The sequence below is a fragment of the Bacillus sp. FSL K6-0069 genome, from assembly GCF_038007785.1.
Lineage (GTDB): Bacteria > Bacillota > Bacilli > Bacillales > Bacillaceae_G > Bacillus_A > Bacillus_A mobilis.
This window is the reverse complement of record NZ_JBBOXN010000002.1, coordinates 57,534-70,391: the sequence shown is the minus strand read 5'-3', so window position 1 is coordinate 70,391 and position 12,858 is coordinate 57,534. Positions and strand designations below refer to the sequence as shown.

Annotated in this window: 12 protein-coding genes; 3 read left to right on the top strand and 9 right to left on the bottom strand. The window is 31.9% G+C overall.

Annotated elements, in window-relative coordinates; translation table 11 throughout:
- Positions 1-107: 107 nt before the first annotated feature.
- From MHB74_RS27500 to MHB74_RS27490, 3 genes are read right to left on the bottom strand one after another with little or no spacing between them, the layout of a single operon-like run.
- Positions 108-401 (bottom strand): ArsR/SmtB family transcription factor, encoded by a 294-nt coding sequence (locus MHB74_RS27500; protein ID WP_000930885.1) that lies wholly within the window; start codon positions 399-401, stop codon positions 108-110.
- Positions 402-407: 6 nt separating this feature from the next.
- Positions 408-1,631: an ATP-grasp domain-containing protein gene (locus tag MHB74_RS27495; protein ID WP_001064922.1), complete on the bottom strand. Its 1,224-nt coding sequence runs from the start codon at positions 1,629-1,631 to the stop codon at positions 408-410.
- Positions 1,632-1,642: 11 nt separating this feature from the next.
- On the bottom strand, positions 1,643-1,936 hold the full coding sequence (locus tag MHB74_RS27490) for a carboxymuconolactone decarboxylase family protein (RefSeq protein WP_000880520.1): 294 nt from the start codon (positions 1,934-1,936) through the stop codon (positions 1,643-1,645).
- A gap of 224 nt (positions 1,937-2,160) precedes the next feature.
- Between MHB74_RS27490 and MHB74_RS27485 the strand changes: the two genes are divergently transcribed.
- The 3 genes from MHB74_RS27485 (at position 2,161) to MHB74_RS27475 (ending at position 3,752) form a co-directional block, all read left to right on the top strand.
- A complete protein-coding gene (locus MHB74_RS27485) occupies positions 2,161-2,616 on the top strand; it encodes a MarR family winged helix-turn-helix transcriptional regulator (protein ID WP_000129743.1) in 456 nt (151 codons plus the stop codon).
- A 77-nt stretch (positions 2,617-2,693) separates the two neighbouring features.
- On the top strand, positions 2,694-3,596 hold the full coding sequence (locus MHB74_RS27480; protein WP_000005252.1) for a permease: 903 nt from the start codon (positions 2,694-2,696) through the stop codon (positions 3,594-3,596).
- 15 nt (positions 3,597-3,611) lie between these two features.
- The gene (locus tag MHB74_RS27475; RefSeq protein ID WP_000523765.1) at positions 3,612-3,752 is read left to right on the top strand and encodes a hypothetical protein; all 141 of its coding nucleotides are present in this window, start codon (positions 3,612-3,614) and stop codon (positions 3,750-3,752) included.
- A gap of 548 nt (positions 3,753-4,300) precedes the next feature.
- On the opposite strand, the gene MHB74_RS27470 is transcribed toward MHB74_RS27475, so the two are convergent.
- From MHB74_RS27470 to MHB74_RS27445, 6 genes are all read right to left on the bottom strand, one after another.
- Positions 4,301-5,827 (bottom strand): hypothetical protein, encoded by a 1,527-nt coding sequence (locus MHB74_RS27470; RefSeq protein ID WP_001010919.1) that lies wholly within the window; start codon positions 5,825-5,827, stop codon positions 4,301-4,303.
- Between the two features lie 38 nt (positions 5,828-5,865).
- Positions 5,866-6,867: an ATP-binding protein gene (locus tag MHB74_RS27465; protein ID WP_000134102.1), complete on the bottom strand. Its 1,002-nt coding sequence runs from the start codon at positions 6,865-6,867 to the stop codon at positions 5,866-5,868.
- A 15-nt stretch (positions 6,868-6,882) separates the two neighbouring features.
- Positions 6,883-8,862, bottom strand: coding sequence for a hypothetical protein (locus tag MHB74_RS27460; RefSeq protein ID WP_000044817.1), 1,980 nt, complete (start codon positions 8,860-8,862; stop codon positions 6,883-6,885).
- Entirely contained in the window at positions 8,855-9,505 is a 651-nt protein-coding gene (locus tag MHB74_RS27455; protein ID WP_000277808.1) for a TnsA endonuclease N-terminal domain-containing protein, read from the bottom strand. The genes MHB74_RS27460 and MHB74_RS27455 overlap by 8 nt, the downstream gene beginning before the upstream one ends.
- Positions 9,506-10,233: 728 nt before the next feature.
- A complete protein-coding gene (copZ, locus tag MHB74_RS27450; protein WP_000156565.1) occupies positions 10,234-10,437 on the bottom strand; it encodes a copper chaperone CopZ in 204 nt (67 codons plus the stop codon).
- A gap of 20 nt (positions 10,438-10,457) precedes the next feature.
- Positions 10,458-12,854, bottom strand: a complete 2,397-nt coding sequence (locus MHB74_RS27445) for a heavy metal translocating P-type ATPase (protein WP_000360777.1) — start codon at positions 12,852-12,854, stop codon at positions 10,458-10,460.
- Positions 12,855-12,858: the final 4 nt, after the last annotated feature.

Genomic DNA, 12,858 nt, shown 5'->3' with positions numbered 1-12,858 from the left:
CTATCCATCACCCAAGTTCCAATATGCTATATATTTTCATGTTGTCTCCCCTTACAAACATAAAACTTTCTCTTGATCAACATATTGGAGGAAAAGAACAATGAAATTCATTTTGATTCCACTGCTCTTTTAATTAACATTTCATAAACCGCTGGAGAAACTAACTTCTTGATTTCTTCATGATTTACTTCATAAAAAGACCATTGCGCTTGATTATGTTTTGTTATGATTTTGCTACTCAACAACAGCTTTAAATGATAAGACATCTTAGATTGAGGCATCTTAAAAATTTCTTGTAAATCGGAAACACACAATCGATTATTTTGTGAAATTTCATAAAGAATCTTGAGTCTGGTTTCATCCGCCAGTGCCTTGAATTTTATTACATTGTCATTAAGCATCCTAAACTACATCTCCACTAATTCACTAATAGCTAATTCAAAGCACTCATTCAACGAATCAGCTATCTTTTTTGAACTTTCTTTTTTATTACCATCAACAATATAATAACCGATACGATCAAAGTTACTAGTTGTTTTATTTACTCTTTCCCCTTTATTTACATACCAGTGTATTTCTTTAATAGATTCTGCTCTAAAGTTTTCATTGAAAGATATGTAACCTTCTTTATCAGCAATTAAAAAGCGAATTGAAGAAGAAGGAACTAATTCTTTGTTGCAACAACTATTTTTAATAGGTAAACCTAGGTTAATTCTTAATGCTATTCTACGTAAATCTATTCCTGTCACATACTCTACAAGATCAGTTATTCTATCTCCTCCAGGTCTAGCATTAACCTCAATAACCTTAGGTCCGTCACTTGTCACTTTTACTTCAGTATGAGTTACCCCAAAGTCAACACCTATAACATCTAAAGCATTTATTACAGTCTCGTGAATAGATGTTTCTATATCTTCCTCAAGAACTGCTGGGAAGTTATGTCCCACCTCCACAGACAGGGGAAAAGGAGTTACTACCTTTTCAGTAACACCTACTATAGTAGTTTTTCCATCTATAGTATAAGATTCAATGCTATATTCTGGCCCATCTAAATATTCTTCTACAATTGCTTCAGGATCTAGAGTTTGTCCCACTAGATTTAATTTTGAGTTACTAATTACATCCACAGCTTGTTTAACTTCATTGTAATCTTTACAAAGATATACGTTCTTACTTCCCGAATCATTAGAAGGTTTGACAATTACCGGGAAAGAAAAGCCTTCTAATTTTTCATTCAAGTTATCAAGTTTCCTAATAAGAATAAATTTCACAGAACTTACATTTGAATTATTTAACTTTTTACGAGCTAATTTCTTATTCCGACAAGTAATTGCCGTTTCATAGGATAAGAATGAATTAATCTCTAAAATTTCACCAACTTTTGCGGCAAGTGGAATACGATATTCGTTTAATGTGTAAACGCCTACTACATTGTATTTCTCACTTAACTCCTTACATTTTCCCACAACAATTTCTTCATCATTTAGATCAATTTCTACTGGTACTTCAACACTGAACATTTCATCAAAGGAAATATTCTTTCTTATCAAAATAACGCCATAACCTAATTCTTTTACTAAATCAACTTCATTATCTCGAGGACTAATAACAAGAACATACTGGTTATTCATATTGCTCCTCCTTATTCACAGCAAGTCGATGTTGGTTTTGTTTCTACTTTGATATCAAGTAGGCTTCTTGTTTTTTCTGCACTTACTGCAATAGCAATCGCATTTACATGACCAAGTTCTTCTTTTGTAAATCCAATTTGTCTCGCTTGTAACACAGCACTTTTCAGTAACTTTTCATTACCTGTTACAGTAGCTGCTGTAAGAATAGCTACAACTTTTTCTTTATCAGTCAGAACTCCCCCCTCAATAACCTCATTGAAAAACCCTTCAAATTTCTCATTTAATTTTTCGTTTAATGCTAACATTATATTTCTCCTTTTCATTAACATTTTTAACTTTTTTTAAAAATGTATTATTTTGTTAACTAAATAATACCTATATTATTAACATCAGTCAACAAAAATTCAGAAAAATAAAAATGATAAAAAAGTAAATACGTGTTGACAATGTGATTAGTTGTATTTTACAATCAATTTAGAAACAGTTGCAGAATACAACTAATTGATAACTTTAGAAAAGTGGTGGAAGTATGACTGATATCTTAGGTTATAAAAAAGAAGCTTATCAACTTCGTCAAATGCTTCAAATTTTAATTAGAAGGTTTGGTTTATTAGAAAAAGAAGGCGCACAATGTTGTGGGGTTTCTCTTATACAAAGTCATATCTTATTTGAAGTACAACGTCAGAAAAATCCTTCTTTAAATGAATTAGCTTCTTCATTAGGATTAGATAATAGTACATTAAGTCGTCACATTCAGGGGCTTGTAAATAAGGATCTTGTAGAAAGAACACAATCTCCTACAGATCGAAGATATTTATCTATTACCTTAACTCCTGAAGGTGAGAAATACGAAAATGAAATTGGAAAGCAAATGAACACATATATCGAAGAAATACTATCAAATGTTCCAAAAGAAAAACGTATGCAGGTATTAGAAAGTATTGATTTAATATTGGAGGCTATGCAAAGAAGTAGTTGCTGCTAAAGCCTCCTTCTTCTAAAATCTATAGTTGCAAAATACAACTATTGAAAATAACAATTATATATTAAGGAGGGATTTATATGTCAGAAACATTGACAAGAATATTTTTTGAATTTTTATCATTAAGTAAGAACTTATTAGTTTTATTTATCGGTATTACACTTTTTATTAACTTCATTCAAGCTTATGTACCTTTTGACAAACTTGAAAAATTAATGGGCAGCAAAAATCCATTTATCGGGAATCTATCCGGAGCCATCCTTGGCTTTGTTACCCCTTTTTGCTCTTGCTCTACAGTCCCATTACTTGTCACAATGATAAATCGAAACATTCCGTTTCAAACAGTAATGACATTCTTATTTACTTCTCCACTACTTGATCCTTGGATTTTAGGATTGATGGCTTACATATATGGAGTAAAAATAACAGCAATCTACACAGTAGCTACCTTCTTCTTCTCAATGATTATTGGCTGGATCTTAGATAAACGTGATTATAAGAAATATGTAAAAAAAGTTATGGTTAAAGGGAATCTTGCTGAACAAGATTTAGCAAGAAGAAAGAGTTTAGCCTTAAACATAAAAGAATCTGTTAGAGAAACTGTTGAATTAATGCGTTCTGTAATCCTTTATGTTCTAATCGGAGCATTAATTGGAGCAATTATTAAAGAAGCTGTTCCAATGAATTTCCTAATGTTCATTTCAGATCAAAATCAATGGTGGGTTGTTCCGGTTGCAGCTATCGTGGGGGTGCCATTATATATTCGTCTCTCAACAATGCTACCTATCGCACAAGCGTTACTTATTAAAGGATTTCCGATTGCGCCAACTATGGCTTTACTAATTGGAGGAGCTGGAGCAAGTCTTCCAGAAATTATTATGCTGAAGAGTATCTTCCACAAGAAATTACTTGGTGCATTCATTGTCTCTGTGTTTACAATGGCCACTTTCTCTGGCTATTTATTCTTAATACTAAATTTATAATGGAGGATGATAACTATGGGTTTACTATCAATTTTTAAAAGGGACAAAAAAGAAAAGGATTGCTGTAACATTGAAATTATTGAAATAAAAGATGAGCAAAGTGAGAAAGAAAGTTGCTGCTCTAAGAATACTGAAAAAGAAGATAAAAATTCATAATATCTATTATTACCCTAAATCGGCTAAATCTTCATACGAAGGGATGGGATCAAATTGATCAATGAATATGAGTTTTTAATGTTCGCTAAACAGAAGCAAGAAAAAGAAAGAACTCAGTCAAAAACTTTGGAGTCTAGTTCAACTAGTTCTTATAAAAATAAGGTTATTAATCTATTTGAGAGACGAAGAAATAGCCGAAAATTAAAACCTTGTTGTGTAGAATGTTGCTAAGTAGTAAGTATTAACTATTCACATGAGATACTAACAAAATAGGTATAACAAAGCACCCTGACATTTGAGTTAGGGTGTTTTGTTTTATTTAGGGGATACTGACAGTAACAAACGGGAGGATTGCAGTAGCTAAATCCCAAGAACGATATTTAGGACGGCCACAACTAAATTGATCCATTTTAATACCAAAACAAAATATACATTGATGAAATCCATTCAAAATGGAGTGGCACCTTTATATAAAAAATACATCACTATTTAATATTACTGATTAGTTCAAATAATGATCTTTAGTTATTAATGCCTTTATCGCTAGATTAAGGGTAACAGGTTAGTTTTTTGTCTATATCCATTACAAGACTCTCCATATAATTAGAACGGCCGCTCGGAAAATAGAAGTGGATGCTTTCGTTCTTCTCTAAAGGGATTTTTATAAGATACACAGGAATATCTGCATTTGGATATAAGAGCTCAAACTCCTTTGGATGATGCATTACTTCTAACCATTTAATGTAACGCTCAATTAATAGATATGATGTAATTCTGTTAACAACATAGCTTATAGTACTAAGATTATATTTTAATAAATTAAATCCCCCTTCTCCATTAATAGCAGGTTCTTGCTGAAAAGTGTTTAATATTTCTTTTAAATGAATCATAAAAGGGCCTTTTGGAAAAATACTAAATTTATCATTAAGAAATCTAAAATCAGACAAGCTTGGAATTTGAGCTTGGTTTAAAATTCTTGGATATATTCTTCTTCCTTCACATTCAGATTTCCATAATATAAATGCATAAGCATGTAGGCAGATAGGGCCATCTTGATATGTATCATCAAAATTTCTTATACACTTTTTATGTATATTAATTATTTTATTTTGGATATATCTACTGATTGATTTATATATAATTCTGGTTTGTTTGTAAATTTCAAAGAAGATGCTTTCAGTGGGACATTTTTCTTTTAATTTAAAGTTATGTGTACGATAAGGGAAAATTTGATTATAACTTGCGCTTAAATGATGATAATTATCTTTGATTTGAAAAATATTTTCATTAGAGTAGATATTCATTACTTGAGAGTTATCTATTTTGTTTTCTGTAAAAGCACTGATTAGCAGTTGAGGAATCTCTTTTAAATGCTGAGTCGTATTTTTCTTATCAAATTTAGAATTGTTTTTGTAGTTATAAAAAGGGTAACTTAAATGGTACATATTAATTATATGTTTAGGTAATGCTTTCCATGTATTAACCAAATTACTTTGAACGATTAATTCTTTTTTCCATGAAGAAAAAATGCCCCTTATATTCTTTGAACTTAAAAAATAGTGACCGCAAATACAATTGTATGCATCTATATTTTCTTTGTTTATGGAGTATTCTGGCATTGATCGTTTACATTTTGGGCATGTACTTATTAAATTTTGAAGGGGATGAAATAAACAATGATCAAAAAACTTAATTTGATGAAATATACTATGGTAACCCGTATTTAGACAGGCTGGACAATAATTTAAATGCCGATGAAAATTGTAATCCATGTTACTCCTATTGATAGCAAACGGGTAAAGTGATTTATCTAATAAATAATCATGATATTGTTTTAAATTAACCCCTAGAATTTTTCTACTTAATTTGCAATCAACACCGTGGAAATAAATTAAATCCCGGTGATGCCTACCAGCGTTTGAAATCTCTTTGAAGTTCCTAACTTTTTCATTTCCTATTAACTTTAATACGATATTACCGTTAATAGCATTAGCATACTTGAATTTTTCTATTATCCCCCATGGAGACTCGTATTTTTGAATCCACTCAGTAGACCATGCGAATTGAAAGTTCATAACTTATCCTCCATATTAAATTAACGCTACAGTGTGTCTTAATATGTTGTCTGATATAGTTCGGATTGAATATAACCAGAATTCTTAATAGACTCTTCCCAATGAGTTTTTTCTATTGTTGTTAAATCAAGATTATCAATCCCAAAATTTTTCAATGCATATTCTACCGTTAAAGTTATATGCTGCATTGGAATTTCTACTTTTTGAGATAATCCATGTTCCCTTCTTAAATCAACAAAGACTTGAAACAATTCTTCTGCAGAATTTTGTAATCTAAGACCTCTTATGAAAGAATCGGCAAAAAAGTATTTAGTAAAGGACCAATTACTATTAATAGGATATTCACAATATTCATCGTACCCTGTTAAACAAATTTTTAAATCTCTAGGAGTTTTTATTCCTTTAAATTGATATTCTTGACTCATAAAACGACCAACTATTTGAAATTTCTCTCCACTTATAAATGCTGATCTTTGATGAACTAATTCTTTTTGACCTACTAAAATTGTTGTTAAAGTTATGCCATATTGTTCTAATTCATTGAACAAATCCATTAACCAGTCGTAATGTATTTCAACTAACCTTTGAGCATCATCAATGAAAAAAACAACTTTATTTGTACCAGAAAAATCAGATCGTTCTACAAGAAATTTCAAAAGTCTATTTCTCTTTACATTTGCTTTACCTTGTATAGCAATTGAATGACCAACGGCAAGTAATAAATCTTCAAAAAAGGAATTTTCATTAGGCCGTTTATACGTACGACAACGCACATGATAAATCGGCATATTGTTTCCAAAGTCCTGTGGCAAACAATTCATCAAGTAAGTAATAGCCCTTGTTTTACCTAATCTTGGGCGACCATATATAATAGCACCAGGTATTCGGTTTCCTATCCATTGAAGTACTGTTTGATACATTCTATCTATCTCATTTGTTGAAATTAAATATTTACCTGTTTCAACTGGATGTGTACCTTTAGGAATATAGGGGCGTATGCTATTACTAGTAAGTTGCTCTAACTCTAATTCTTCCGTCATGTTGAGGCCTCCAAATTAAAGAATGATAGTATTTTTTAAAATTCTTTGATCTACTTGTTGGTTGTCATTTGCCTTTTTCTTCGATTGTTCCATTTGGTTTTGTTGTAAATTCCCGCTATTTTTAATAGTATTTTCTTCAATGTGGGTCTCTCTAGGATATCGGCTTTCTCTATTTTTTTTACTTTGATTGAGGCTGGCTAGTTTATTCCTACTAGATTTATTTTTTATGGATTCTTTTTCGAGGTAATTTTGATAAACATTAATGGGATCTTCATATTGATTGAAATGTATCATTTTATTATTTTTAAGTTTATTTATAGCCTTCCTAGTTCTTAGATTATGTGGATTTACACCCCATTTCCCAATAGCAGTTAAATTCCCTAATTCGCTGCCATCTGTTAAAAATGCTTTTATAACCCTTAAATCATCTGTATTGATAAGTAATTCAAGTGATTTATTAATTAGTTGGGGTGAACGAAGTAATACTTCATTGGAGTATTTTACACCTTCGTAATAAACATAAGGTCTTCTTCCTTCTTTGTTATGACCTTTAACTTTCCTTGTTACCTTTAAAGAAAAAAAGTTCATTTCATTTCTCCTTTCTTGAGATAATTGAGTTATTGTCATGCCTCGGTTTATTCTTTGTTGAAAAACTTCTAACGGACTTAGATTATTATTTCCTTCATGGGGTGTTCCGTTATATTCAGCAATTAATACATCTGTTAATTCTTCTAGATGCTCCGCTGATATACGGTATTTAACAGCATTTTCTTCTGGTTTTTTCCTCTTAGTATCTTTTGGATGACTTCCAGTGGTCGAAGGTAGTCGATGAAAACCGTTCTGTTCCAAAGTGCGGAAAAAACGTTCAATTATTGGTCTACGAATAGGTACTGCAACAGGTCCAGTGTTAATAGAACAACCTATTAAATTTACAAGTTTATTTTGTACAATTTTTGCTAGATTTGCTTTTGCATTGTCATAACAGAATTCATCCCATATACCATAGCTTGCTTCTGGTATAGCATTAGATATGAAGTTTGCTGATGAAGAGTATTTTAATCCATTAATAGTTAATTTTCTTTGTTTCCAAGGTATGATTGCATTGCGAATACACATTAGAACATCATCCGAGGAATATTCTTTATTTAGACAAAGATGGTATCCCAATACAGCTCTCGTGGCGACATCGATAACAGAAAGAATCCAAATACGATTCATTACTTCTACTATCTCATCCCCTTCCGGTGTTTTAAAAATTATAGCAATAGATGTATCAATTCTATGACCATCAAATTCAACACGTTCAAGGGGTCTTATGATCATAGGGTTGTTTTTATTGCCCTTTCCTGTATTTTTTGCAATCATAAATGCTTGATCACCATTTCGTTTTGCAACATCAACAAAATGAGATTTAGATAAAGATCTAACAAAGCGTTCGATTGATTTCTTGGCTAAAGTTTTTGTGTTAAATGGATACTCAGTTATTTTTATTCCCAAATGCCGACACTCATCTATAAACTTTTTATGAAGATTTTTGATGTTAATAATAGGTTCAGTAACTTGAAGCTCCTTTGTTTTCTTGCTGAAATACGAATTAATAATTAATTCTTTTAGAGTTGGATAAGTATCAAGTAGTAAGTTGAAAGCACCTGAAAAATTTTTAGAGTCTGCTTTAGTCATTGGAAAATCATTCCGATTGTAATCTTTTAGTCTTTTGTAGGGAACTAGTCCTCTATAGCCCATTATTTGCTCAAATTCGTCCTTTTCTAAACATCTTCTAATAAGCCTATATATTTCACTTCTATGTATCCCTACTTGCTGTTCTATCTCATATATTTTTGTATTTGTTGTCATAAACAAATCAATTGCTTTCTTTCTAATTAAAAATTTATTCAATTCCTCTTCGGTGAGATTTTCAATTAATACTTGGGGCCAATTTGCCATAACTAAATCACTATCTTCAATTTTTAAACCTTCTAAGACCCGTTTAGACATTAACCCATACCTCCGTATTTGTTCCAAAATACTCTTTAGATATGTTTGAGCATATTTCACCTGTTAAAATCATTTGTCCAATGGATATTAATAATCTATTTGAGGGGATTTGAGTTGCTGTAATTATTGAATTAAGTGTGGTTTTTTGTGTTTTATTATGTTTTAGCATCTTCATAACTTGATATCTATCTGTTTCGATTTGTTGTGTTTGTTGTTTATTTCCCTTAACAAGCACCTTTAAATTAGAGAGTAAAATTCGATTTACACATATATCTTCTTCTGTTCTTACACGATGCTGGAACCCATTTTCTGCACACCAATATTTTTGTGTGAAAATCTGATTTATTACTCTTTGTTTGATTAAATCTGTGGAATATTTAATTTCTATAAATTCTTCATTTCCATCTTCATATTTTACCCACATATCGACAATAGAGGTCACTGATTTTCCATTTATACATGCAGTCATAACTAGAGGTTGTTCACAAAAATTTATAACTTTAGGGTTTGATTCTACCATTAACCAATGTTCGTATTCTAAATCACTAAATAAAAAAACTTCTCTTTTTAATTTAAAGCTATACGTTACCCATCTGTTATTCCCGTACTTTTTACTAACATTAGTAACTAGTGGTTTATACATTAACTGCCCCCTTCTTTTGTTAATTCATCTACAAGTATATTTTTGGGAATTTTATACTTTCATGTCTATAGTTTAAAAATTTTTTCTATTCTTGTCCACTGAAAAAGACAAAAAAATACCTACAAACCAGGTTATAAGTAAAGATTAGTCAATATTTTATGTTGTAAATTTAGTTTAGAATTTCAAGTCTTTTTACAACACTCATGCTTGAAATTTTCTAATCAAGTATCTCAAATGTTTGCTATTGCATTGTTTTGGACAATTGATTCTAAAATAATTTTGACAGCATGACGTATATAGTGAAAACAGCAAGATAGAATCCTTACTTCACAGTATTTTTTTGCTATTTTCACTATATACTTACTGAAAATATACAACGATACAAATGTACAAACTCTACGTAAAAAAATGATTTTATAGCATTTTTTAATACCCATGTCCTCCTGGCCAGCCACCGTGTCCGCCTGGCCAACCACGGTGTCCTCCTTGCCACCATCCTTCATAGCCTTGTCTCTGTGAGTTCATTCCTTCGCATCCTTTCTTATTAAAAATTCAAATACTGAAACTGGGTATTCTCTAAATATAATTATGTATCCCAAAAATAAATGTATTCGCAAACATCTCGATTATTGGTAAAGTAATTATCTAATGAAAAACATTTATCTTTATAAATTTAAAAGGCCACTTTTACTAAAGTGACCTTTTCTTGTAGGACCTTAAACTTATCTTTATATCACATCATATCCTTGATCTTCAATAACTTCTTTCATTTTTTCTACATCTACTTTTGTATCATCATATTCTACATTTACAGTTCCCTCTTGTAAATGTACTTCAACATTTTGTACTCCTTCTAACTCTGTAAGTGCATTTGTTACTGACATTTTACAATGATTACATGTCATTCCTTGTACGTTTAATGTGATAGTCATAATAAATCCCTCCATTTAATTTATATTTTGACACGTTTCAAACGAAGCGCGTTAGTAACAACAGATACTGAGCTAAATGCCATCGCTGCCCCTGCTACCCAAGGCTCTAATAGTCCAGCCGCAGCTACAGGAATTCCAATTGCATTATAAAATAATGCCCAGAATAAATTTTGTCGAATATTTTTCATTGTCTTACGGCTTAATTCAATTGCTTTTGGTATGTGTGACAAATCACCACCAACTAAAGTAACATCTGCAGTCTCAATTGCAACATCTGCACCAGTTCCAATAGCCATACCAATATCAGCTTTCGCAAGAGCTGGTGCATCATTAATGCCGTCTCCCACCATCGCTACTCGTTTTCCTTGTTTTTGTAAATCTTCTACAATTTTAGCCTTATCTTCTGGTAATACCTCTGCATATACATGGTCAAGATCAACAAGCTTCGCAATTGCGTCAGCTGTACGTTTATTATCCCCCGTTACCATGTATACTTCGATTCCTATCTCTTTTAATGTTTGAATCGCAGCCTTAGAGCTTTCTTTTACTGTATCAGCTACAGCGATAATTCCAGCAAGTTTTCCATCAATCGCGACAAGCATTGCTGTTTTACCTTGATACTCTAAGTCTTTCATAACTTCTTCATGCTGTGATATCTCAATTGACTGTTCATTCATTAATTTACGTGTTCCAACAAGAACTTTTTTATCTTCAATGTTTGCTTCAATACCATGGCCTGGGATTGCTGAAAACTGCGCTAAATCTTTTAAGTTAATTCCCTGTTGCTTTCCGTATTCAACAATGGCATGTGCCAATGGATGTTCAGAAGCACTTTCAGCTGAAATGGCATAATCCAACATACCTTCTTCAAATTCTAAGACATCAGTAACTTCCGGTTTCCCTTTTGTTACAGTTCCTGTTTTATCAAGTAATACAGCATTAATTTTATGCGTTCCTTCTAGGAATTCACCTCCTTTAAAGAGAATTCCTTTCTCTGCTCCCTTTCCTGTACCAACCATAATAGAAGTTGGTGTAGCCAGACCTAACGCACACGGACAAGCAATTACAAGGATTGCAATCCCAACTTCTAATGCATTTGGTAAATCTCCTGGTGTGATAAAGAAATACCATACAATAAAAGCAACTACAGCAATCGCTACAACAATAGGAACAAAAATACCTGAAATGATGTCCGCTAATCTCTGAATAGGTGCTTTTGACCCTTGTGCTTCCTCAACAATTTTAATAATACCTGCTAAAGCTGTATCTTTCCCAACCTTTTCAGCCTTAATTGTTAGAACTCCATTTGCATTTATAGTAGCGCCAATAACAGCGTCTCCCTCTTTTTTATCAACTGGAATAGATTCTCCAGTAATCATAGATTCATCAACAGAAGATACCCCTGAGGTTACAATACCATCTACTGGTATTTTTTCACCTGGTTTTACAATAATCGTATCTCCGATAACTACTTCCTCGAGTGGTACTCGTATTTCTTGACCATCACGCACAACAAGTGCATCTTTGGCTTGTAAACTCAATAATTTAGAAATTGCTTCCGTTGTACGTCCTTTTGCTAATGTCTCAAAATATTTTCCAACTAGTATTAATGTAATTAAAACTGCGCTTGTTTCAAAATAAAGATCCGGACTGTAGTTTGCGTTTCCTAGTGTTTTCAATGCCTCATATAAGCTATAAAAGTACGCTGCCGATGTTCCTAAGGCAACTAAAACATCCATATTAGCACTTTTATTTCGAAGCGCACGGTAAGCACCTACATAGAAATGTCCACCAATATAAAATTGAACAGGTGTTGCTAATAAAAGTTGAAACCACGGATTCATTAAAATATGTGGCATTGGTATCCCTGTATCAAATGGCATATGTCCAATCATTGTATAGAGTAAGGGCAAGGATAAAATAATTGAAATGATAAGTTGACGTTTTTTTGCCTTAATCACTTCTTCTTTTCGTTCTGAACGATCTACATCTTCACTGCGTATTTGTCCTTTATATCCTGTTTTCTTTATCTTTTCTAAAATATTTTCTGTAGAAATTAAACCTTCATTATATTCAACAACCGCGCTGTTTGTAGCTAAATTAACAGTAGCATTTGAAACACCTTCCATTTTATTTAGTACCTTTTCAATTCGAGTTGCACATGCTGCACATGTCATTCCTTCAATATCTAAAGTGATTTTTTCCTCTGCTACGTTATAGCCTAGGTTTTCAATTTTATTTTTTATATTAGAGATTTCTTGCTGTGATGGATCATATTTAATACTTGCTTTTTCCATAGCCAAGTTTACATTAGCGTCTACCCCATCCATTTTATTTAGCACTTTTTCAATTCGGGTTGCACATGCTGCACATGTCATTCCTGTAACGCCGAGCGTCACATGCTTTTGTTTATCCATTTTA

Bases quoted from the DNA above. Each gene is read 5' to 3' on its own strand.
- MHB74_RS27445 (WP_000360777.1), bottom strand. From the start codon at position 12,854: ATGGATAAACAAAAGCATGTGACGCTCGGCGTTACAGGAATGACATGT.
- MHB74_RS27460 (WP_000044817.1), bottom strand. From the start codon at position 8,862: ATGTCTAAACGGGTCTTAGAAGGTTTAAAAATTGAAGATAGTGATTTA.
- MHB74_RS27490 (WP_000880520.1), bottom strand. From the start codon at position 1,936: ATGTTAGCATTAAACGAAAAATTAAATGAGAAATTTGAAGGGTTTTTC.
- MHB74_RS27500 (WP_000930885.1), bottom strand. From the start codon at position 401: ATGCTTAATGACAATGTAATAAAATTCAAGGCACTGGCGGATGAAACC.
- copZ (WP_000156565.1), bottom strand. From the start codon at position 10,437: ATGACTATCACATTAAACGTACAAGGAATGACATGTAATCATTGTAAA.
- MHB74_RS27470 (WP_001010919.1), bottom strand. From the start codon at position 5,827: ATGAACTTTCAATTCGCATGGTCTACTGAGTGGATTCAAAAATACGAG.
- MHB74_RS27465 (WP_000134102.1), bottom strand. From the start codon at position 6,867: ATGACGGAAGAATTAGAGTTAGAGCAACTTACTAGTAATAGCATACGC.
- MHB74_RS27485 (WP_000129743.1), top strand. From the start codon at position 2,161: ATGACTGATATCTTAGGTTATAAAAAAGAAGCTTATCAACTTCGTCAA.
- MHB74_RS27455 (WP_000277808.1), bottom strand. From the start codon at position 9,505: ATGTATAAACCACTAGTTACTAATGTTAGTAAAAAGTACGGGAATAAC.
- MHB74_RS27475 (WP_000523765.1), top strand. From the start codon at position 3,612: ATGGGTTTACTATCAATTTTTAAAAGGGACAAAAAAGAAAAGGATTGC.
- MHB74_RS27480 (WP_000005252.1), top strand. From the start codon at position 2,694: ATGTCAGAAACATTGACAAGAATATTTTTTGAATTTTTATCATTAAGT.
- MHB74_RS27495 (WP_001064922.1), bottom strand. From the start codon at position 1,631: ATGAATAACCAGTATGTTCTTGTTATTAGTCCTCGAGATAATGAAGTT.